This is a genomic window from Eubacterium sp. An3, assembly GCF_002159465.1.
Lineage (GTDB): Bacteria > Bacillota > Clostridia > Lachnospirales > Lachnospiraceae > Anaerobutyricum > Anaerobutyricum stercoris.
The window spans coordinates 89,550-112,363 of record NZ_NFIR01000007.1; the positions used below are offsets into that span (position 1 = coordinate 89,550).

Consider the following 22,814-nt stretch of genomic DNA (forward strand, 5'->3'; position numbering starts at 1 on the left):
AAAGCGGCGGAGAGCCGCTTTAAAATATATGGAGGAAAGACAATGAAAAAAACGATTATCACTGTAATTGGCAAGGATTCTGTGGGAATTATCGCAAAGGTATGTACGTATCTGGCTAATAATAAAATCAATATTCTCGATATCAACCAGACGATCACCGGTGGTTATTTTAATATGATGATGATTGTGGAATCCGACGAGGTGCATAAAACATTTCCGGATATGGCGATGGAACTGGAGCAGATCGGAGAAGAAATCGGCGTAAAGATTCAGGCACAGCATGCGGAAATTTTTGAAATGATGCATCGGATCTGAAACAGCTGTCCGGATAAAAGAAAGGAGCAGCAGATTGCCGGAAACCGGCGGCTGCCGGCGGCCGGACAGATACGGCTGTCGTAAATACAGGAGGATATTATGCTGAATATTAATGAGGTTATCGAAACCAATAAGATGATTCATGAGATGAATCTGGATGTTCGTACGATTACCATGGGAATCAGTCTCCTTGACTGTGTGGGAGATAATGTGGAAGAAGTATGTGAGAATATACATAAAAAGATTACATCCAAAGCCATAAATCTTGTGCAGGTGGGAAACGAGATCGAGCGGGAGTACGGAATCCCGGTTGTCAATAAACGTATCTCCGTGACCCCGATTGCTCTGGTGGGCGGACGCTGCTGCAAGGAACCGGCAGATTTCGTGCGCATCGCGAAGGAGCTTGACCGCTGTGCCCGCGAGGTGGGCGTGAACTTTATCGGCGGATATTCCGCCCTTGTCAATAAGGGAATGACCAGAGCGGATGAATTTCTGTTGTCCTCCATCCCGGAGGCACTGGCTGTGACAGAGCGGGTGTGCAGTTCCGTCAATGTGGGATCCACCAAGACCGGCATCAACATGGATGCGGTAAAGCGTCTGGGCGAGATCATTCTTGAGACAGCAGAGCGCACCAGGGACCAGGATGGCATCGGCAACGCCAAGTTTGTGGTATTTACCAATGCACCGGATGACAATCCGTTCATGGCGGGCGCTTTCCACGGCGTGACCGAGGCGGACTGCATCATCAACGTAGGTGTCAGCGGCCCTGGCGTGGTAAAGAGAGCCATCGAGCAGGTGCGCGGCGAGAACTTTGAGGTTCTCTGCGAGACCATCAAGAAGACAGCTTTCAAAGTGACACGTGTGGGACAGCTGGTGGCCAAGGAGGCGTCACGCCGTCTGGATGTGCCTTTTGGAATTATCGACCTTTCTCTGGCTCCGACACCGGCCATCGGCGACAGCGTGGGAGAGATATTGGAAGAGATCGGCCTGGAATATGCCGGAGCACCGGGAACTACGGCAGCGCTGGCATTGCTCAATGATCAGGTGAAGAAAGGCGGCGTTATGGCTTCTTCCTATGTGGGAGGCTTGAGCGGTGCGTTCATTCCGGTCAGCGAAGATCAGCGGATGATCGATGCGGTGGAAGCCGGCGCTCTCACTCTGGAGAAGCTGGAAGCCATGACCTGTGTCTGCTCCGTGGGGCTTGACATGATTGCCATTCCGGGTGACACCAGCGCGGCAACCATCTCCGGTATCATCGCCGATGAGATGGCCCTCGGTATGGTAAACCAGAAGACAACGGCCGTCCGCATCATCCCGGTCATCGGCAAAAAAGTCGGCGACACGGTGGAATTCGGCGGACTTCTCGGATACGCGCCGATCATGCCGGTGAATCCGTTCGGCTGTGAGGCGTTTATCAACCGCGGAGGAAGAATCCCGGCGCCTATCCACAGTTTCAAAAACTGATCTGCAGGAAACTTTTTGCATAAGATATATGTGCCAGAGCGATATTGTCTGGCACATATTTTTTTGCCTTTTTTCATAGGATGTAGTAATTGACGATGAAAAAAGGGAAGATGCTATGACTCAAAAAGAGTACAATATCCGGAGAAATAATGCCGCAGTCCGGAACAAATCTGTCAGAACGGGACAATCCGGAAAAATAAATCAATACGACAGAAGAAGGAGAGCTTTGTCCTGGCAGGAACAAAAATATCTGGATAAGACGGAAGAGGAGTATCTTCCGTATGCAGTTTTTTTTCGAATCCGCCTGGCGCTCTGTGCAGTGCTGTTTGCATTTTTTGTATATGCTGATAAGAGTGTGTTCACTTATGAAGAGAGAACGAAAGTGTATCAGGCAATGGAGGAAAATGCCAGTTTGTCAGATTGGAAAGATAATGCTGCCAAGGCGTTTTTTTCCATAAAGAGCATATGGAAAAAATGAAAATTTTTATATAAAATGGCAATCTTTTTAAAGAAGCTATTGCCATAAACAGCAAAAAGATATAAAATACTAATAAAAGATATGAATTATTTTGCCGGCAACTGATTCTTTTTGTTATTTTACGCTGTCTTTTTATATAACCAGATATTTAGCCAAAGATAATTTTCAGACTCCAGGAGGTATGCTAATGTACTCTTTTTTCAAAGAACGAAAAAAAACGGGAAGATGGAAAAACCCGGATTTTTATATTGCCCTGTCTTTTTTGTCATATTTTTTATTTGTCCTGATGTTTTTGTTCGCCCCTCATGTGACGGCATTCCTGCATGGCGGGAGGAGAGTGGCGCAGGTGCTGACTGTTTTATTCCTGATTGCAGGCGCCTTGTTTTCTGGTATCGGCAACTGGTTCGGTTTTGGATATGAAGTCTATCCCGGATATATGGAAGAACCGTCCAAAGAAGTGCTTGAAGAACTGGATGCCATGCTGCAGGAACGGAGGAGAGAGCTGCGGGAGGCAAAACGGAGTGAAACAGAAAAAAAGTTGACAGAATAGATTTTTGACGGAATCCTGCAGTGCAGGATTCTTTTTTGTGGGCATGTATTTTCTGATGTTTCTTTTAGTTGTCTCACAATAAAAGAAATTGACATAAAAAAAACAACTTCGTATAATAAAAACAGCTGTTGTGCGGCTGTTAACAGCTGCGCGCAAAGGAACAGTGGGAAAGGCATAGAAAAATGGAGGGAGACAGGAAATGTTTGTATGTAGAGATGATTATCCGGTGGCTGAAACAAAATATGGAAAGGTGAGGGGATTTTATCTGGATGGCTGCTTCACCTTTCAGGGGATTAAATACGCTGATGCCCGGCGTTTTCAAATGCCCGAAGAACCGGAATCCTGGGAAGGAATAAAGGACGCGCTGTCCTACGGATATGTGGCAGAGATTATGAAAAAGCCGGTGGCTAATAATGAGATCATGGTTCCGCATCAGTACTGGCCGTCGCGGGAAGACTGCCAATATTTGAATATCTGGACGACGAGTATGGACAAAACTGCGGCGAAACCAGTTATGGTATGGCTTCACGGGGGAGCTTTTGACGATGGTTCTTCTATTGAGCAGCTGGCTTATGAGGGAAGAAACCTTTCCGTTCATGAGGATATAGTGGTGGTTTCTCTTAATCACCGGTTGAATATTCTTGGTTACTGGGATTTGTCAGAAGTTGACGAAAGCTACTGGAACACGGGCAATCTTGGCAATGCAGACATTGTGGCGGCGCTTCGCTGGATTCAGGATAATATCGCAGCCTTTGGCGGCAGCCCGGATAATGTCACTTTGTTCGGGCAGTCCGGCGGCGGCATGAAGGTTCTCACATTGATGCAGACGCCGGAAGCAAATACTCTGTTCCATAGGGGCATTGTACAAAGCGGTGTGGTAGCTGATATGTTTGATCAGGATAAGACGGTCAATCATGTGTTTGTGGAGAAGATGCGTGAAAAAGGACTGGCAGATAAAGGTACGCTGGAGAATATGCCTTATCGGCAGCTGGTGGAAGAATATACAAAGATTGAGAAAGAACTGGCAGAGGAAGGTTATGAAACTGCCCGCTGTCCGGTGAAAAATGAATATTATCTGGGCAATCCTCTTGAGCACGGTTTCTGCGAGAGGGCCAAACAGATCCCGCTTATGGTAGGCAGTGTGTTTGGCGAGTTCGATTTTGATCATGGTATTAACGGTAAATGGGAATATCCAGAGGAAAAGATTCAGCAGATGCTAAAAGAGCAGCTTGGAGAGGGAGCCTCAAAACTGGAAGCCTTATTCAGGGAAACATATCCGGACAAACATATCCTGGACTTGCTGTCGCTTGACAATTTTATCCGTTCACCGGAGATTGCGATCATCAAGGAGAGAGGCAAATCTGTGGAAAGCAAAACTTATTCGTATATGTTCACATATAATTTTGCTCTTGACGGCGGCAAGCCGGCATGGCATTGTTCGGAGATTCCGTTTGTATTCCATAATATCGAGAAAGTTCCGGTGTGCAACGATTCAAAAGAAGCAAAAATACTGGAACAGCAGATGAGTTCTGCGTGGGCTCAGTTCGCCCGCACCGGAGAACCGGAACTGAAAGCCGGTGAAGATTCACCAGAGGCAATCTGTCCGGTATGGCCTGCGTGTACAGCCGATGAAGAAAATGTTATGATATTCGACAGAAAGTGCGAGGTTCGTGTAAACTACGATCATAAATTGATTGCGCTTCATGAACAATATTTTGACGGGGCTTCCCGGTTAAAGGCGGATAACGTCCAGCATTAATGTCTGTGTCTTGTCTGTTGGTTCGTCATACAGAGTGGAATCCTTTTCCGATGATTTCGCTGGTGTTGGAGATGAGCAGAAAAGCATCTGGGGAATTCCTTTTTATGTAATTACGAAGTTTCACAGCTTCCACCCGGTTTAAAGCGGTCATGATGATGTAATTGCTTTTACCGGTGAAGGCGCCCTTTGCATTAACGATTGTTGCGCCCCTGTGGAGGCTGTGTTCAATATAGTCACAAATAGGTTCCGGATCAGAGCAGACGATATTAAAATATTTGGACAGGTTCAGGCTCTCGATAAATCCATCGATCATGAAAGAGCGTACTGCCAGTCCCACGAAGGAATAAAGACCTGTTTTGATGTCGAAAACAAAACAGCCGGCAAGAGTGATAAAGAAGTCCGAGGCCATCAGGGCGCTTCCTATATCAAAGCTGGTGTTCTTTTTAACAATCATGGCAATGACATCCGTTCCGCCGCTTGATGCGCCCAGATTAAACAGGACGGCGGATCCCAGAGACGGGAGAGCGATAGCGAACATAAGCTCCAGCATCGGTTCGTCGGTCAACGGAGCCGTCATAGGGTAAATTCGTTCCAGAGCCGACAGAGCGACGGACAGCAGTATGGTACAGTATGCTGTTTTGGCGGCGAATTCTTTTCCGAGTACGACCAGTCCCAGCAGCAATAAAAAAATGTTTGCCAAAAAAGAGAAATCACTGGCAGAAATCAGACCTGTCTTTGCGACTAAGACAGCCAGACCGGTAATACCGCCAAAAGTAAAGTTGTTGCTGAACTTAAAGAAGTATATACCGACAGCCATGAGAAGAGTGCTCAGTGTCAGCAGCGTAAAATATTTCATCTTCAGCTTCATGGTGTTCTCCTTAAAAAAATAAAAATATTAGCTATATCTGCTGTATCATGCAAAAAATTTTGTAAAAAAAGTAAATTATTTTATGCATGCTCATTGTACATCCTGTGGTTATCACACGTCAATGGGCATCTTATATAAAAAAATACAGGAATAAAATAATGACAGGTGAATTTGATGGGAGAGGAAAAAGAAACGCCGCTTTCTGAGAAGCAAAAAAATAGACCAGTCAACGACTGGTCGTACTCTTTTCTTCAATTGCCTGGGAGCGATGCCAACACATGACATTTACCTAGAAAACGGCGCTGGAACAGGACTTACTGTTGTTATAATCATATTAACACAGCGACTCGGGAATGTCAATGCATTTTTTGCTGTCCGCAGGCGGAAAATCAAAAATGTACCGAAGCATTCCGGCTTTGCGGAGCATGCCAAGTTCTTTTGCATATTGACCGGTCTGTTCCTGAGAATAGAGAAGATTGGCAAAGATATCCGCAACTTGTATCAGACGGTTTTCCGCAGAATCAAAATAGGCGACGCTGAACCGCCCGCGGGCGGAGCCTCCGACGACCAGTTCTGTATTCAGATAATTTTCTAGAAAATGCCGCGCTTCCTTTTTTTCATTTCTTTCATCAAGCTGCAGATGACAATCTTCATCGGGCAACAGTCCGGCGGTGATAAAATGTTCCAGAGCAAGCCGGACGGAGTAGTTAAAAATGCGGGCGCTGTTGTCAAATAAATGTTCCTGCAGTTCATGGTTGGCAATTCTTATGTAGTAGATTTCAAAATATCTGCTGCGGGTGAAATAATCTACGAACCGAAGCTTCATATCACGGTCGAATTGTACGCCTTTCAGTTCCCGGAACTTCCCGTTGCGAAACATTTTTCCTCCGGTCTTTAATATTTTTCCGGTGTGCGGTTCGGTCTTATCCTGATCCAGCTCCAAAAGGCGGGCATAATTGGCGGACACAAATCGTTTAAACGATTTGGAAAGCTTGTCAATATCCAGTACATGTATCATCGCGATGATAAAGTGATGGTTGGGCAGGGCGTGCCGGTCGATGGAGCCGGATTCGTCAATATAAATATTCATGAGTACCTCTTTTATCGGGGCGCCTTAGGCGGCGCACAGCTTTGCCGCTCGATCATAAAATGCGGCACAATGATTTTGGTGGCCAGCAGTCCCGGATTTTCGATATGGTTGATCATCTGTGAGGCTGCTTCAATGCCAAGCTGGCGGGAGTTGATGTCGATGGACGTCAGCTGTGGAGAAGACAGCTTGGAAAAAAGAGAGTTATTGAAGGAAATAATAGATAAATCCTCCGGAATCTGAAGATGAAGCTCGAACGCCGTCTTTTCCAGAACCATGGCAAGAATATCGTCGCTGACAAGCACTGCGGTGGGGCGGTCTTCACGGGAAAGAAAGCGAAGAAGTCTGTCAGTCTTATTTTTTGGGACCTGCGGCATCTCCAGATAGTAGTTTTCCTGAAAAGGAACATTATTTTCTGCCAGAGCAAGCATATATCCAGCTTTGCGGTCGGCAGAAAAAATACGTTTTAAATCTGTGCCGACATAGCCGATCTTCCGGTGTCCCAATTTATACAGGTGATTGACGGCTTCCCTTGCCGCAAGGATATTGTCGTTATCAATGCAGATGGTCTCGCCCGGATACTGGGAAGCTTTGCCGATCTGTACAAAAAGAATACCATTTTCGTATAAATAATCAATAATTGGATCCTGTTCGTTGGAGTAAAGTAAAATAATGCCGTCCAGGTGATTTTCTTTGACCATACTTCGGATGGCGGAAAGAAGCTCTTCGTTGGAAGAACCGGTAATCAGAGTAGTGAAATACTGCTTCTGGTTGCAGAAGAGACTGATGCCGCGCATGGTTTCCAGAAAAAATGCATTTTCATAGGTATCGTCTTCGGAAACAGGGAGAACAATACCTATGGTTTTGTTGTTCTGCATGGACAGCCCGGTATTGCCTGGCTCATAGCCCAGCTGCTGCATGGCTTTGCGGACTCGTTCTTTTGTCTGGGCACTGATAGAAGGATGATCGGAACAGGTACGGGACACGGTTGACGGAGAGACGCCGGCGAGCTTTGCAACTTCCTTTATGGTAACGTTCATAAATGCCTCCTGTATTATGATTATCTTTATAGGATTGATTATAAAAAAAACAAAAGAAAATGTCAATAAAGTGGTTTGCGTAATGTTTGCACAGAATTTGCGTAAATAATAGGCGTTGGATATTTTGAATAAAAATGCTTATTATTTTTTGTGAAAAACACAGAATCTGTGAAAATTGCGAAAAATGTAATTGCAAAATATAGGTTTGTGGAGTATATTTAATGCAACAAAAGCGCAAAAATAACGCAAACATAATGCAACAAAAAGCTTTGTAAACAAAATGGAGGAAAGAAAATGAAAAAAATGACGATTTTAGCTCCGGTAAAAGGAAAAGTCATTCCTCTGGAGCAGGTTCCGGATGAAGTGTTTGCACAAAAAGTCCTGGGGGATGGCGTGGCAATTATTCCGGAAGAAGGAAAAATTTACAGTCCGGTGGATGGAACCATCACAACGATCACGGATTCTCTGCATGCCTATGGTTTTGAAACTGAGGACGGTATCCAGATGATTGTACATTTTGGTCTGGAGACAGTGAACCTGAAGGGTAAAGGCTTTGTTTCAAAAGTGAAAGTCGGCGATAAAGTAAAAGCCGGAGACCTGGTGGCAGAGGTAGATCTGGATTACCTGAAAAACAATCATGTGGAAACCATCACGCCAGTGATTGTCTGCGGCGGGGTGGAATACGATGAACTCATGTTTCAGTATGGCGAAACAAATGCAAAAGAAGTATTGATTCGTTCAAAAGAGCCGCAGACGCCGCCGGAGGCTGAAAAAGGAAAAATTGCCCTGTCTGCTGAAGGTAACCAGAAGGGCGGCAGCAGTAACGTGGTAAAAGAAAATAAAGAAGTGGCAAAGGAAACGAAAAAAAGAGCGAAGAAAGATGGAAATAAGAAAAAGTTTCCTATTAATTTCGACTTTCTGCAGAAACTTGGAAAAGTGCTGATGACCGTCATTGCCGTTATGCCGGCGGCAGGTCTTATGATCAGTATTGGTAACCTGATTGTTATTGTCGGAGGAGATATTTCTGTTGTAAATACCATTGGTACTACGGTGGCAGAAATCGGATGGGCAATCATTAACAACCTGCATATTCTTTTTGCTGCAGCCATCGGTGGTTCGTGGGCAAAAGAGCGGGCAGGCGGAGCTTTTGCTGCGGTTATTGCCTTCTGTCTGATCAATGTAATCACCGGTGCGGTTTTGGGTGTATCCAGCGATATGCTGGCAGATCCTGCGGCTGTGACTCATACATTATTTGGACAGGAAATTTTAGTAGCTGATTACTTTGTTGATATTTTAGGAAAACCGGCTTTAAATATGGGCGTGTTTGTAGGTATTATCTCCGGTTTTGTTGGCGCTAACGCCTATAATAAATATTACAACTTCCGTAAGCTGCCGGATGCGCTTTCCTTCTTTAACGGAAAACGTTTCGTGCCGCTGGTTGTTGTTTTCTATTCCGCAGTGACAGCCATTATTTTAAGTATTATCTGGCCGGTTGTACAGACAGGAATCAATAACTTTGGTATCTGGATTGCCAATTCTTCCGATACCTCCCCGATTCTTGCTCCGTTTGTATACGGAACGCTGGAAAGACTTCTGCTTCCGTTCGGCCTTCATCATATGCTGACTATACCGATGAACTATACTTCATTTGGAGGTACTTATACTATTCTCACAGGAGCCAATGCCGGAACACAGGTATTTGGACAAGATCCGCTGTGGCTCGCATGGGTCACTGATCTGATCAATTTGAAAGACGCCGGTGATATGGCGGCTTACCAGAACCTTTTAACAACGGTAACTCCTGCTCGTTTCAAAGTGGGACAGATGATTGGTGCGACAGGACTTCTTCTTGGTATCGCACTGGCTATGTTCAGAAGAGTGGAACCGGACAGAAAGAAACAATATAAATCCATCTTTTTCTCCACCGTTGCCGCTGTATTCCTGACTGGTGTTACGGAACCCTTGGAGTTCATGTTCATGTTTGCGGCGCTGCCGTTGTATGTGATTTATGCAGTGTTACAGGGATGTGCTTTTGCGATGGCAGGAATTATCGATCTGAGACTTCATTCCTTTGGTAATCTGGAGTTCTTCACAAGAATTCCGATGTCCATAAAGGCGGGGCTTGGAGGAGATATCATCCACTTTATCATCTGTGTGGTAGCGTTCTTTATCATTGGTTATTTTGTCGCTTACTTTATGATTGGCAAATTTAAATATGCGACGCCGGGACGTCTTGGAAATTACATGGAAGAAGAGGAAGAAGAAGGCGGAAAAGCGGCCGCCGGACAGGGAAGCGAGAAAGCAGAGAGGATTATCGCGCTCCTGGGTGGCAGAGAAAATATCACCCTCGTGGATGCCTGTATGACAAGACTTCGTGTGACCGTCAAAGATGTGGATAAAGTAGCGGAACTTCCGGAATGGAAAGCGGAGGGAGCCATGGGTCTGATCAAGAAAGACAACGGTATCCAGGCTGTCTACGGACCAAAAGCCGATGTTTTGAAATCTGACATTAACGATATTTTATAACCGTTCCATTGATATTGCCATATTCCGGCGGGAGTGTTATGCTGTAATTTATTGAAAGAAATCAATCATAGCAGGAGTGTGAAAAATGATAATACTAACTTTAAATATGAACAGCCATGCCCGTGATTTCAGGCGGGAAGAGCTTGATAAAACCATACATTTCCTGGCAGAGTACATGCGGAAGAATCAGGTGGATATCGCAGCGCTGCAGGAATGCGGGCAAACCTCTGAAGCGGCGCATTGGCAGGGGGAGATCCCTGCAGGATATCATCCCTGTAATAGCGGCATTGCACTGAAAGAAGATAATGCGGCCAGCCTTCTTGCCGGAGTCCTTGCCGAAGCCGGGCAACCCTATCACTGGACCTGGGGCGGGATCAAACAGGGATATGGAAAATATGATGAGGGACTTGCAATCTTCAGCCGTCGTCCGATCCGGGAAACAGATTTTTTTACAGTTTCCCGGCAGGATTCCTTTGATAACTGGAAAACCCGCAAAGTACTTGGGGTGTCAGTGAAACTTCAGAAACATATTTATTGGTTTTATGATGTACATCTGGGATGGTGGCAGGACGAGGAGGAGCCTTTCCGGGAGCAGATGCAGCGGCTGCAGGAGCATATTTTCTGTACAGAGCCTGCGAAGAATTCTGTATTCCCTCCCGGACTGTGTTCCTGCAAGATTGATTACCGGACTTCCGACAGCGACGATGCGCTGCCGGAAAAAAAGCCCTGTGTTCTGCTCATGGGAGACTTTAACAGTCCGGCTCATGTGCACGGAGAAGGGTATTCTATGGTAAAAGATCTCGGGTGGAAAGATACCTGGGAGATTGCGGAGACAAAAGACGATGGAATCACAGTGCCGGGCGCCATCGACGGCTGGGAAAATGAGAAGACCAGAGGAATGAGAATTGATTACATCTGGACCGACGGGGAGATGCGTGTACTCTCTTCGAAGGTTGTCTTTTCCGGAGGAGAAGAACCGGTAATATCTGATCATTTTGGGGTAGCGGTTGAAATAGAAGAATATGATTCGTAATAAGGAGGAATCTGTCATGAGAGAAAGTGGAATATTGCTCCCGGTGAGCAGTCTTCCGTCGAAATACGGCATCGGCTGTTTTTCTGCGGAGGCTTATGAATTTGTGGATCAGCTAAAAGAAACGGGGCAGTCCTGCTGGCAGATTCTGCCGCTGGGACCGACGGGATACGGAGATTCTCCGTATCAGTCCTTTTCTACTTTTGCGGGCAATCCTTATTTTATTGATTTGGATACTCTTATCGCCCGCGGCTGGCTCACAAAGGAGGAATGTGAGGCGGTTTCCTTTGGAGACAATCTGCGATTTGTGGATTATGAGAAATTATATGAGAACCGCTTACCTCTGCTGCGGAAAGCATTTCACAGAAGTCATATCGAAAAAGATGCGGATTTTCAGGAATTTGTAAAAGCTAATGTCCGGTGGCTGCCGGATTATGCTCTCTATATGGCGTTAAAAAAAGAAAATGGAGAGAAGCCATGGACAGAGTGGGAGGACGGTCTCCGCTTCCGTGATGTACATTTGCTGGAAGAGAAAAAGGCGGCGCTCTCGGAAGATATCTGTTTTTATGAATTTCTCCAGTTTGAATTTCAGCGGCAGTGGAAAGCGCTCAAAAAATATGCCAACGACCAGGAAATCAAGATCATCGGAGACATTCCAATCTATGTGTCTCTGGACAGCGCCGATGCCTGGGCAGGAAAAGAGTTGTTCCAGTTTGATGAGAACGGGTATCCTCTGGCTGTGGCCGGCTGTCCGCCGGACGGATTTTCCGCCACAGGACAGCTCTGGGGCAATCCGCTTTATGACTGGGAATACCATAAGAAGACGGGATATAGCTGGTGGATGGAAAGGTTATCTTTCTGCTATTCCATGTATGATGTGGTACGTATTGACCACTTCCGCGGATTCGATGAATATTATTCTATTCCTTATGGAGAAACCACCGCAGTCGGCGGACATTGGGAGAAAGGACCGGGGCTTGAGCTCTTCTTAAAGGCAAAGGAAGTGCTGCCGGGCAAGGAAATTATCGCGGAGGACTTGGGGTATGTGACAGATTCTGTTCGGAAACTGGTAAAGGATACCGGATTTCCAGGTATGAAAGTCCTGGAGTTTGCTTTTGATTCCAGAGATACAGGAAGCGCTTCTGATTATCTGCCGCATAATTACCAGGAGAACTGTGTGGTGTACACCGGAACCCATGATAATGAGACGGTGACAGGCTGGTTCTGCCATGGACTGCAGGAGGAAGAAAAGCAGATGGTGAGAGAATATTTTTGTGCTGAGCAGATCGCTGATGAGAAAATGTATCTGCCGCTCATCTGTGGAGCAATGCGCAGTGTTGCAAAGCTCTGCGTTATTCCAATGCAGGATATTTTCGGTTATGGCAACGAAACCAGAATGAATACTCCGTCCACCACGGGAAATAACTGGAAATGGCGGCTGCTGCCGGGTGAGTTTTCCCAGGAAGTCCGCGGGAAGTTTGCGGCCATCACAAAGCGGTACGGACGGGCGAAATAGCAGTAACAACATAAAAAATAGAGGGATACAGACAGACGTTTTGTCGTCAGCCATCGGCTGACGGCAGGGTGTCTGTCTTTTTTTAGTTCACCGTATATTCTTCTGTCAGTCGGTTTCTCCACTTTCCCGGAGAGCACCCGTATTTTCTTTTGAACATACGGTTAAAATAAGAAAGATTTTCAAAACCGCTTTTTCCGGCAATTTCCAGGACGGAATCATCGCTGCTGCGGAGCATCCGTTCCGCCATGGTAAGCCGGTAATCGTTGAGATACTCGATAAAACTGCTGCCCATATGTGTTTTGAAAAATTTCATAAAGTGGGATTTGCTGTAGTAGGACAGTTCTGCCATGTGATCGATGGTGATGCGTTCGTCATAGTGTTCTTCCACATATTTGAGGATGGTTTTCAGCTTTTCCAGAGCCTTGGACTGGGGAGCCGTTTTTTCTTCCATGTTTTTTTGATTGGAGATGAGGATGAAGAAAAAATGGAATAAAACGCCCTTGACCGCCAGCTGATATCCTTCCGGCCGGGCGGCGCAGAGAAGATCAATCTGCTGAAAACAATCTGTCACTGCTTTATAACATGAAAGAGCAGGGGTAAAAAAAGTGGCCGATGGAATTTCCCCGGACAGAAGCGGGTATAAAAACTGCCGGGCACAAAGATCAGCTCGACTTGTGATCAGAAGATTTTCTTTAAAAAGTATATTTTCATATTCCATGGACTGGCGGTCATCCTGTTCAATGGAATGGAGTTGTCCGGGACGGATAAACACAATATCGCCGGCGCAGACCGGGCGGCGCTCCAGATCCACAGAGACGATGCCGCGTCCTTTTTTGATGACGATCAGTTCCAGTTCTGAATGCCAATGCAGGGGAACCAGGGCAAAATCAAGGGGGATGGAGCATAGATATGTATTGTAGGGAAACTCGGAGCTGGTGTGGCTTTTGGTTTCGTGATAATTCTGGTATTCGCTGATATTCATAAATTGAAACTCCCTTTTGATAACTGTGAATGATAGTATTGTACAATAAATAAAGTGTATTTTGCAAGAGAAAAGGCGAAAATCTGATTATAATGCGTAGTATAAACAAACATTTGAAAAGGAAATGATTGAAGGAGGAAAATAGAATGTATCAGGCAAAACAATTACAGGAGACATTGACAGAGCTTCTCGGAAAGGAAATCGCTCAGGCGTCCAACGAGGAAATATATGACGCGCTGCTTTCCATGGTGCAGGAAATGGCGGTACAGAAAGAGAGTGCAGAAAGCAAAAAGAAATTGTATTACATTTCTGCTGAATTTTTGATTGGCAAACTGCTTTCCAACAATATGATCAATCTGGGTATCTACAAAGATATCAAAGAAATTCTCGCGGCCAATGGGAAAAATCTGACTGATATTGAGGAAGTGGAGCCGGAGCCGTCCCTCGGAAACGGAGGCTTGGGACGTCTGGCAGCCTGTTTTCTGGATTCTATCGCCACTCTGGGGCTTTCCGGCGATGGTATTGGTTTAAACTATCATCTGGGGCTGTTTAAACAGGAATTTGAAAATCATCTGCAGAAAGAGACGCCGAATCCGTGGATCAAAGAGAAATCCTGGCTGCAGAGAACCGACGTGGTCTATCCGGTGTCCTTCAACGGCTTTGATGTAAAAGCAAGAATGTATGATGTGGAAGTAACCGGCTATAATAATCAGACCAATAAGCTGCATCTTTTTGATATAGATTCTGTGGATGAATCCATTGTGGAAGATGGAATTCAATTTAATAAGGAAGACATAAAGAAAAACCTGACCCTATTCTTATATCCGGACGATGGAGATGAGAATGGCCGCCTGCTTCGAATCTACCAGCAGTATTTTATGGTGAGCAGCGGCGCTCAGCTCATTCTGGATGAGTGCGTGGCAAAGGGATGCAGCCTCTACGATCTGCCGGATTACGCGGTGATCCAGATTAACGACACTCATCCGACCATGGTGATTCCAGAGCTGATTCGTCTTCTGGTGGAAAGAGGAATGGATATGGATGCAGCCATCGACGTGACAGCAAGAACCTGCGCTTATACAAACCACACTATTCTTGCGGAGGCGCTGGAAAAATGGCCGGTTGCCTATCTGAAAAAAGTGGTGCCGCAGCTTGTGCCGATCATCGAGGTGCTGGATGATAAAGTAAGAAGAAAATATGAGGATGAGAGCGTTGCCATCATCGACCGGTATGATACGGTTCATATGGCGCACATCGATATCCATTATGGTTTCAGTGTAAACGGCGTGGCCGCGCTTCACACAGAGATTCTTAAAAACTCCGAGCTGAACAATTTTTACCGGATCTATCCGGAAAAATTTAATAATAAAACAAACGGAATCACTTTCCGCCGCTGGCTTCTTCACTGCAATCCGATGTTGTCGGATTACATCGAGTCTCTCATTGGAGACAGTTTCAAAAAGGATGCTTCTGAGCTTTCCAAATTGCTTCAGTATAAAGATGATGACGCTGTGCTCACGAAACTGATGGAAATCAAGCACAGGAACAAAGAGAATCTTTGCGCATACTTGAAAGAAACACAGAATGTGACCATCAGCCCGGACACTATCTTTGATATTCAGGTAAAACGTCTTCATGAATATAAGCGCCAGCAGTTAAACGCTCTTTATATCATTGACAAATATCTGGAGATAAAGGCAGGAAAGATTCCGGCAGCTCCTGTTACAGCCATCTTTGGCGCAAAAGCAGCTCCGGCATACACTATCGCCAAAGATATTATCCATCTGATTCTCTGTCTGCAGGAAATCATTAACAACGATCCGGAAGCCAACAAATATCTGAGAGTTGTTATGGTGGAAAATTATAACGTGACAAAGGCAGAGAAACTGATTCCGGCCTGTGACATTTCTGAGCAGATATCTCTGGCGTCCAAGGAGGCAAGCGGCACCGGAAACATGAAATTCATGCTAAACGGCGCGGTAACCCTTGGAACAGAGGATGGAGCAAATGTGGAGATTCATCAGGAGGTCGGTGATGATAATATTTTTGTATTCGGCGCTTCCAGCGGAGAGGTGATCGAACATTACGCCAAAGGAGACTATGTCGCAAGGAATTATTATGAAAATAATCCGGCCATCCGGGCAGCTATTGACTTTATCACCAGTGATATCATGCTTCAGGTGGGACAGAAAGAACATCTGGAACGGCTGAAAAATGAGCTGATCAATAAAGACTGGTTTATGACTCTGCTGGATTTTGATTCCTATAAGAAGGCGAAAGAACAGGCGCTTACTGCCTATACGGATCAGAAAGAATGGGCGAAAAAGGCGCTGGTCAATATCGCAAAGGCGGGATTCTTCTCCTCAGACAGAACCATCGAGGAGTACAATAGGGATATCTGGCATCTGGCGTAATTCCTCGATTTTTGGAGAGATTTGTGACGAAACGGCGAAGATTGCATAATATAAAGTACAGAAAGGCAATGAAGCAAATGCAAAGCCTGACTGATAAAAAATAGAAATCAGGAGAATATAACATGGGAATGCCGATCATCACACCGGGAACAGGGACAAAAGAACAGGCCCTTACAGATATCATTGAATCAATTGCTCTGCAGGAAACTGCGTTGGCGCACATTTTGAATGCGGAGGGCGAAAAAATGCAGGCAATCATCTGCATGCAGGAGGTTTCCACAAAGGAATTATTTGAATTGAACTGTAGTGTTCGCAAACTTCTGGAGGCGGTGACCAATCTGGAAGAGATTCTGAAGGAAAAACTGGAGTATGCAATCTGCGGAGAGAAAAAATGTCACAAAGACGACGACTATGAAGAGAGTGTGCCGCAATACAGCAGATAGAATAATCTTATGATACGGGAACCGGGGAGGTCTTTGTCTATAAAGGCCTCCCCGGCTTTTTCTGACAGCGGATACATTTTCCGGTCAGAAATACATTTATCAGGAACGTACATCTTTTGTCCTGAGCCACCAGACGGCACAGCCGAAGAAAAGAAGAAAGAAGAGGATGACGGAAGCAAAAAAAGAAGCTGTGCCTGCAAAAGAGGAGAGTACGTCTTCGTTCTGATTGGAATTCATGCCGAGCATCATAAGTGAGTAAGGCCAGAAATTGCCCAGATCTGCATTGGTCATGAACATGCCTGCGATGCTTCCAAATAGAGCGATGCCGATGGGGATGGCAAAGTTACGTATCAGCATAGATAAAAGAAGCTGCAGCGAAGCGATGGTGACAGCCGCCAGTGTTCCTCTGAGAAGCCAGAGGATAATTTCCGGAGAAAAAATGCCCGGCAGCCCGCACATTTTTCCGCCAATGAAAAACAGAATGCTGATCCAGAGCTGTGTCAGAACCGTCACCTTCATGATGCAGACAAGTTTTGCCAGATAGCTGCTCACGATGGAAACCGGCATGCTCATAAAAGTATTCCAGTTATTATGGGTATGCTCCAGCCGCCAGGTATAGGAGCAGTAGATGCCGATGAGGGGCGCATAGAAAAAGGAAGCGTAAAACAGCGTAACCTGCGTCCACAGAGAATACCAGCCGCTTTTCAGCAGTTCCAGATTCTGCATGTAATTAAAGGTTCCCATGATGGCGGGAATGATTGGAATCACAAGAAACGCCAGGTAAATGACGGAATGTTTTAATTTCAGATTCTCTGCCTGAATACAACGGTACAGCATAATCACACTTCCTTTCTTAAAGCAATGGACCGGCATACAAAATAAACGATCAGAGAAACAACGGCGAATAACAGCAGCCCTATCCAGTCGAAGTTCTGCTCATAATAGGTGCTGATCCTCGTCGACCGATCCCAGTCCATCCACACAAAGCCAAAGATTCCGTAATATCCCCACAGGATAAGCCTTGCCGCCGCCGGAGGGAAAAACATGGAAAACAGCGACAGGAAAGAACCGGCCAGCCCTGCCACCAGCGGCAGTATCTGATTGAATGACAGCAGGGATAAGACCTGCTGGATGCTCAGCAGAAGCGTACTCACAATGAAGGTGGAAAGACAAAGCTGCAAAACCATATGTGGTTCAAGCATGTCTGTGAAGCCGTAGATCCTGCCTGTCACCCAGATGATCGGCCACGAACCGAGAGCCGACAGAGCGACATATTTTAATGCCATGAGATATTTGCAGTTATAAAACTGCTTTTTATCCTGCAGCGTATAGAGCAGCTTAAAAGTATCTCCCTTTATCTCCATATCACAGACCCGGTTTACAAGCACAGCGAGAAAAATCGGATATATCAATGAATTCAATATCGGAAACAGATAAAAGGAACTCAGATATCCCTGCGCCAGATCCGACGCCTTTCTCGGCTCCAGACTCCACAGCGCCCACAGAAACTCAAAAAGAATCAATGCGGCAGGCAGCAGGAGCAGCATCCGGCGCCGGTGTTTCATTTGTTCTGCTTTTAAAGCCGTCAGCATTTTCATAAGCTCACCTGCTTTCCTGTAAGAGAGAGGAAAATGTCCTCCAGACTCTTTTGCTGTTCCGTCACGCGGAAGACGCCAATACCGGCGTTTACGCACTGCCCGACGGCATCCATGACGATATCGTCAGATACATGGTCCAGATAAAAACTGTTCGACTCCCATTTGACAGACATTCCTGCGGTATTCAGCAGACGAAACGCCGCCTCATTATCAGAAGTCTGAAACAGAATCCTGGAACGGCTGTGTTCATGGAGGATCACAAGGCTGTCCTGAAAGATCAGATGCCCTTTGTCGATGATTCCCACGTCCGTGGCCATCTGGTCGATCTCCGCCAGAAGATGGCTGGAAACAAGCACAGTGATGCCATGTTCCGGCAAGTCCCGGATCAGCTCCCGAATCTCCTGAATACCAGCCGGATCCAGACCGTTGGTCGGCTCGTCCAGAAGCAGAAGCCGCGGACTTCCCAGCAGCGCGGCGGCAATACCCAGACGCTGTTTCATACCCAGCGAATAATTCTTTACCTTCTTATCCATCTGTTTTTCCATCCGCACCAGATGCAGCACCCGCATAATATCTTTTTCCGGCACATTTTTTAGCTTACAGATGATCCGTAGATTCTCCTTGCCGCTCAGATGCCCGTAATAGGAAGGCGCCTCAATGAGCGAGCCGGTCTGCTTAAGAATCTCCAGCCGGTTCTCCTGCGATAGCTTTTTGCCAAAAACACGAATCTCCCCGCCGGTGGGCTTCACAAGCCCCAGAAGCATCTTGAGAGTCGTGGACTTCCCGGCGCCATTCGGCCCCAGAAATCCGTAGACACTGCCCTCCGGCACATGCAGATCTAATGTGTTTACTACTTTTTTATGGTCATATTCTTTAGTCAGTGCATTTGTTGTGATAATATTGTTCATATCCTTCAACTCCTTTCGAAAAGTATCATACAACGGGGACCTTAGAAGGGGCTGAAGGGAAGCTTATTTTTACCTTAATTTTGAACAAGTCCTGTTTTTTCGCTATTTCTCCTTTACATAAATCTCCTGCTTGTGATATAATTTTCTCACTGGGGCATTAGCGCAGCTGGGAGCGCGCCACACTGGCAGTGTGGAGGTCACGGGTTCAAGTCCCGTATGCTCCATTTTTTACTGCCCATTTATAAATAAATCAGATTCATTTTCACACTTTCTCCACTTTTTTCTCAAAAAGTCTTCAATTTTCCCTCACAGATCGTTCACAAAAAATTTGTAGAATAAACCACATCAACAGCAAAGCTGTTGTCTTTGTAGATTTTTTTCATACCTTTCTCCCCAAACCGGCCTTTGTGGCCGGTTTTTATCCGTTGATTTTGCAGTCTTTTTTATCTGATTTGTCCGTCCGTCTCTTTTGATACATTTTACACTTTTCGATTGTTTTTTATTGATATATGATATAAACTATTCTATATTTAAAGCGTATCTAACAAATAAAATTCCTTTTAAATTGAGATTCATATTAAAGTTATGTAATAAATGATTAGGGAAAGGAGTGTAGCACCATGTCATTACCAAGAGAAAAAAATCGCACCATTAAAGATATCTACTCTCTCCCGGAAGGGCAGCGCGCGGAGCTGATTGACGGTGATATGTATATGATGGCGATGCCCAATCGGATACATCAGGAACTCGTTATGGAATTATCCATCACTATTAGTAATTACATCAAATCCAAGAATCATTCCTGCGAAGTTTATATTGCTCCATTCGCCGTCTTTTTAAATGCTGACGATAAGAATTATGTTGAACCGGATATTTCTGTCATATGCGACCATGATAAACTCAATGACAAAGGCTGTGTTGGTGCTCCGGATTGGATCATCGAGATTGTCTCCCCGAGTTCCCAGCGAATGGACTATTTGACGAAACTGTTTAAGTATCGCACAGCCGGCGTTCGGGAATATTGGATTGTGAATCCAATCAAGGAAACCGTACAACTATATTCATTTGAGAGTGAAGAAGATTCGACACAGTCCTCCTTTTCTGATTCTATCACGTCTGCAATCTTCAAAGACTTTTCTATCTGTATTGAAGATTTACTTTCATGATCAGCATGAAGAATATTAAGCAATTTCAAAGTGAACAGAATACTTCGTTTTTCTAAATACCGTGTATTTATGCGCTATAATTACTCTCAGCGCACAGATGCGCGGTACTTTTGGTATTCTTAAAATTTAAGGTAAAAATAAGCTTCCCCACACTCATAAAATGATATAATACATATAAAAGCATGGTCGGAAATGAATCGAATAAAATCATTTTTCATGCGGCGCGAAAATACCGCATGGCTGACAGAGTTGGATTTCCGGCAAATAGAGAAAAGGGGAAATATTTTATGAATATATACGATAAAAAGATTCTTTTGGTGGATGATAACCGGGAGCTTCTGGTCATGACTGCGGATACACTTCGTAGAAATGGTTACTCCAGTATCGTTACGGCAGAAAATGTAAAAGAAGCTGTGAAATGTTTTGAGAGAGAGGAGCCGGAGATGGCGATTCTTGACATTATGCTGCCTGACGGGGACGGTTTTACACTTTTTCGGAAGTTCCGTGAGACGTCCAATATCCCTATTCTTTTCCTTTCAGCAAAAGATGAAGATAATGACCGGCTGTTTGGTCTGGGCCTCGGGGCCGACGATTATATCACAAAGCCGTTTTTATCTCAGGAGCTTGTGCTGCGGGTGGGTGCGATTCTGAAGAGAACTTATGCCAGACAGGAACAGACAGAAAAGAAAGAGGAATGTTTCCAGCTGGGAAATCGTCTGATTTCTTTTGCGGAAGGAACGGTAAAGACTGGAAAACAGGAGATTCCGCTAACGGCAAAGGAGTTGATTCTCTTAAAGAAACTTTACGAGAACCGGGGGCGCATCGTTACATTTGACGCTCTGTGCAACGCTGCCTGGCAGGATTCTTATTATGGTTATGAAAATACTCTGATGGTACATATCCGGCATCTGCGGGAAAAAATCGAGGAAGATCCGTCTCATCCGAAATGGCTGCTGACGGCGAGAGGGCTTGGTTACCGTCTGGCAAAATAATCTGTTTGCTAAAAAACACGATTGCATCCGCAAAAAATGGGATTTTATTTTAAATTTATGGTAGAGGAAAATATATAATGAAAACTTTTTTTCGTGGTATACGGCGTTATCTGGCGTCCGCCTTTCTTATCATTGTTTTGATTCTTGTCAGCAATTTTGTCGTGCTGTTTTATATGATGTATTCAACGACAGGCGGGGACGGTACCAGCAGTATTACGCTTCGCAATACGCTGGAAAGCGCGGGACAGGACATTTCTTTGACAGAAAATGGGTATAGAATGTCAAAGAAAGGAAGAAATGCTCTGAAAGAATATGGATTTGTCTGGGCAATGGCATTAAATGAAGAAGGCAAAGTAATTTGGGAATGGAAATTGCCTGATGATATTCCACGGCAATATTCGGTTTTTGATGTGGCATCCTTTTCCAGGTGGTACCTCAATGATTATCCGGTTCGAGTTTGGAATGTCAATAATATGCTTCTTGTTTGTGCACAGTCTCCGGATGAAATTGCCATATTGAACCTGCCTGTGTCTGTGCAGCAGATTGTCAATTTTCCTTATTGTATACAGCTTTTTGTGATAGTGAATCTGGCGGTAATCCTGTTATTTGTTGTGATCTTCGGATGGCGTTTCTATGTCTCGGTGAGACCGATTTCCGAGGGGATTGAGGGACTATCCCGAAAAGAACCGGTGCATTTAAGAGAAAAAGGGTCAGCGCGGGAGTTGGCAGAAAAATTAAATGCCGCTTCCAATATTCTGATGGATCAGGAGGAAAAGCTGTCCCGGAGAGACCAGGCGAGAGCCGACTGGATTGCCGGCGTCTCCCACGATATTCGCACGCCGTTGACGCTGATTGTAGGATATTCAGAACGTCTGATGGATAATCCGCTTCTCGGCGAAGAAGAAAAAGAAATGGTTCAGACTATCCAGCGGCAGAGCGGTCTGATTAAACAGCTCATCGAGGATCTGAATCTTACCTCAAAACTCAGTTACGATACATTTCCACTTCATCTGAAAACCTGTGCCCCGGCACAGACCCTCCGGGAATGTATCGCAGATATTTATAACAGTGGACTGCAGTCACAGTATTCCATTGAAATTGCCGTTACCGATGAAGCAGAAAAATTCCGCCTTCTGGCGGACGAACCTCTCATGAAGCGGGCCATTCATAATGTGCTGGGAAACAGCATCCGCCATAATCCCGAAGGTTGCCAGGTCAATGTCCGCCTGTCGTCCGACGGACAGAACCTCCATTATCTTTTTGAGGACAGCGGTCCGGGCATCCCGGATGAAATCGTTGCCTGCCTGGACGCCGAAGAAGAGGATAAAAATCACAGGCAGAAAGCCAGCGAACGCCGTGAAGCCGTCAGCCAGCCTCACATCATGGGCATGCGCCTGACCCGGCAGATCGTGAAGCTTCACGGAGGAAGCGTGTATTATTATAAAAGAAAGAACGGAAATTACGATTGCGGATTCGTCGTGCCCGGGGATTATTTCCTGCGGAAGATGTGACAGATACCGACAGGAAGGCCGCTTCACTTTTTGAAAAAGTAGATGTTTTTGAAAGCGAAACATATCACAAGTAAGTGCGGTTTTTTCGCATTTGGGTATGATATAGTGTGAAGAAATGAATTATGTAGAGTATTTGAAGGAGAGTGGGCAGAGGATGTTCCGCTCCC

The 22,814-nt window shown here is 45.4% G+C and carries 20 protein-coding genes and 1 tRNA gene; 14 read left to right on the forward strand and 7 right to left on the reverse strand.

Annotated elements, in window-relative coordinates; genetic code table 11:
* The first annotated feature begins 42 nt into the window (after positions 1 to 42).
* The 5 genes from B5F87_RS08575 to B5F87_RS08595 all read left to right on the forward strand — a co-directional run bounded on the left by B5F87_RS08575 (position 43) and on the right by B5F87_RS08595 (position 4,566).
* Complete coding sequence (locus B5F87_RS08575) at positions 43 to 315, forward strand: ACT domain-containing protein (protein ID WP_087279757.1); 273 nt, start codon at positions 43 to 45, stop codon at positions 313 to 315.
* A 99-nt stretch (positions 316 to 414) separates the two neighbouring features.
* Positions 415 to 1,779 (forward strand): PFL family protein, encoded by a 1,365-nt coding sequence (locus B5F87_RS08580; RefSeq protein ID WP_087279762.1) that lies wholly within the window; start codon positions 415 to 417, stop codon positions 1,777 to 1,779.
* 115 nt (positions 1,780 to 1,894) lie between these two features.
* Positions 1,895 to 2,257, forward strand: a complete 363-nt coding sequence (locus B5F87_RS08585) for a hypothetical protein (protein ID WP_087279765.1) — start codon at positions 1,895 to 1,897, stop codon at positions 2,255 to 2,257.
* 187 nt (positions 2,258 to 2,444) lie between these two features.
* Entirely contained in the window at positions 2,445 to 2,807 is a 363-nt protein-coding gene (locus tag B5F87_RS08590; protein ID WP_087279768.1) for a hypothetical protein, read from the forward strand.
* Positions 2,808 to 3,006: 199 nt separating this feature from the next.
* Positions 3,007 to 4,566, forward strand: coding sequence for a carboxylesterase family protein (locus B5F87_RS08595; protein WP_087279770.1), 1,560 nt, complete (start codon positions 3,007 to 3,009; stop codon positions 4,564 to 4,566).
* Positions 4,567 to 4,591: 25 nt separating this feature from the next.
* Here the strand turns inward: B5F87_RS08595 and B5F87_RS08600 are convergent, their stop codons facing one another.
* The 3 genes from B5F87_RS08600 to B5F87_RS08610 form a co-directional block, all read right to left on the reverse strand.
* Positions 4,592 to 5,434, reverse strand: a complete 843-nt coding sequence (locus tag B5F87_RS08600; protein ID WP_087279773.1) for a YitT family protein — start codon at positions 5,432 to 5,434, stop codon at positions 4,592 to 4,594.
* 334 nt (positions 5,435 to 5,768) lie between these two features.
* Entirely contained in the window at positions 5,769 to 6,524 is a 756-nt protein-coding gene (locus B5F87_RS08605; protein WP_087279776.1) for a DUF3800 domain-containing protein, read from the reverse strand.
* Between the two features lie 11 nt (positions 6,525 to 6,535).
* Entirely contained in the window at positions 6,536 to 7,561 is a 1,026-nt protein-coding gene (locus B5F87_RS08610) for a LacI family DNA-binding transcriptional regulator (protein ID WP_087279779.1), read from the reverse strand.
* Positions 7,562 to 7,855: 294 nt separating this feature from the next.
* On the opposite strand from B5F87_RS08610, the gene B5F87_RS08615 reads away from it, so the two are divergent.
* The 3 genes from B5F87_RS08615 (at position 7,856) to malQ (ending at position 12,633) form a co-directional block, all read left to right on the forward strand.
* Positions 7,856 to 10,087, forward strand: a complete 2,232-nt coding sequence (locus tag B5F87_RS08615; RefSeq protein ID WP_087279782.1) for a PTS transporter subunit IIBC — start codon at positions 7,856 to 7,858, stop codon at positions 10,085 to 10,087.
* Between the two features lie 85 nt (positions 10,088 to 10,172).
* The gene (locus tag B5F87_RS08620) at positions 10,173 to 11,120 is read left to right on the forward strand and encodes an endonuclease/exonuclease/phosphatase family protein (RefSeq protein ID WP_242964342.1); all 948 of its coding nucleotides are present in this window, start codon (positions 10,173 to 10,175) and stop codon (positions 11,118 to 11,120) included.
* A 16-nt stretch (positions 11,121 to 11,136) separates the two neighbouring features.
* Positions 11,137 to 12,633 carry a 4-alpha-glucanotransferase gene (gene malQ, locus B5F87_RS08625; RefSeq protein WP_087279786.1) on the forward strand — a complete coding sequence of 499 codons (1,497 nt, stop codon included), beginning with the start codon at positions 11,137 to 11,139 and terminating at the stop codon, positions 12,631 to 12,633.
* A gap of 82 nt (positions 12,634 to 12,715) precedes the next feature.
* Here malQ and B5F87_RS08630 read toward each other — a convergent pair whose 3' ends face one another.
* On the reverse strand, positions 12,716 to 13,615 hold the full coding sequence (locus B5F87_RS08630; RefSeq protein WP_087279790.1) for an AraC family transcriptional regulator: 900 nt from the start codon (positions 13,613 to 13,615) through the stop codon (positions 12,716 to 12,718).
* A gap of 146 nt (positions 13,616 to 13,761) precedes the next feature.
* Here B5F87_RS08630 and B5F87_RS08635 point away from each other — a divergent pair, with 146 nt between their 5' ends.
* On the forward strand, positions 13,762 to 16,029 hold the full coding sequence (locus B5F87_RS08635) for a glycogen/starch/alpha-glucan phosphorylase (protein WP_087279793.1): 2,268 nt from the start codon (positions 13,762 to 13,764) through the stop codon (positions 16,027 to 16,029).
* A 122-nt stretch (positions 16,030 to 16,151) separates the two neighbouring features.
* Positions 16,152 to 16,472 (forward strand): hypothetical protein, encoded by a 321-nt coding sequence (locus B5F87_RS08640; protein ID WP_087279796.1) that lies wholly within the window; start codon positions 16,152 to 16,154, stop codon positions 16,470 to 16,472.
* A 99-nt stretch (positions 16,473 to 16,571) separates the two neighbouring features.
* On the opposite strand, the gene B5F87_RS08645 is transcribed toward B5F87_RS08640, so the two are convergent.
* The 3 genes from B5F87_RS08645 to B5F87_RS08655 are packed head-to-tail and all read right to left on the reverse strand — an operon-like array spanning position 16,572 to position 18,978.
* Complete coding sequence (locus tag B5F87_RS08645; RefSeq protein ID WP_087279799.1) at positions 16,572 to 17,309, reverse strand: ABC transporter permease; 738 nt, start codon at positions 17,307 to 17,309, stop codon at positions 16,572 to 16,574.
* Positions 17,310 to 17,311: 2 nt separating this feature from the next.
* Positions 17,312 to 18,070, reverse strand: coding sequence for an ABC transporter permease (locus B5F87_RS08650; protein ID WP_087279802.1), 759 nt, complete (start codon positions 18,068 to 18,070; stop codon positions 17,312 to 17,314).
* On the reverse strand, positions 18,067 to 18,978 hold the full coding sequence (locus tag B5F87_RS08655) for an ATP-binding cassette domain-containing protein (RefSeq protein ID WP_087279805.1): 912 nt from the start codon (positions 18,976 to 18,978) through the stop codon (positions 18,067 to 18,069). The genes B5F87_RS08650 and B5F87_RS08655 overlap by 4 nt, the downstream gene beginning before the upstream one ends.
* Positions 18,979 to 19,129: 151 nt before the next feature.
* On the opposite strand from B5F87_RS08655, the gene B5F87_RS08660 reads away from it, so the two are divergent.
* The 4 genes from B5F87_RS08660 to B5F87_RS08675 all read left to right on the forward strand — a co-directional run bounded on the left by B5F87_RS08660 (position 19,130) and on the right by B5F87_RS08675 (position 22,647).
* Positions 19,130 to 19,202 (forward strand) — tRNA-Ala (locus tag B5F87_RS08660).
* 396 nt (positions 19,203 to 19,598) lie between these two features.
* Entirely contained in the window at positions 19,599 to 20,144 is a 546-nt protein-coding gene (locus tag B5F87_RS08665; RefSeq protein ID WP_087279808.1) for a Uma2 family endonuclease, read from the forward strand.
* A gap of 287 nt (positions 20,145 to 20,431) precedes the next feature.
* Positions 20,432 to 21,136: a response regulator transcription factor gene (locus B5F87_RS08670; RefSeq protein WP_087279869.1), complete on the forward strand. Its 705-nt coding sequence runs from the start codon at positions 20,432 to 20,434 to the stop codon at positions 21,134 to 21,136.
* A gap of 77 nt (positions 21,137 to 21,213) precedes the next feature.
* Positions 21,214 to 22,647 (forward strand): HAMP domain-containing sensor histidine kinase, encoded by a 1,434-nt coding sequence (locus B5F87_RS08675; RefSeq protein WP_087279811.1) that lies wholly within the window; start codon positions 21,214 to 21,216, stop codon positions 22,645 to 22,647.
* Positions 22,648 to 22,814: the final 167 nt, after the last annotated feature.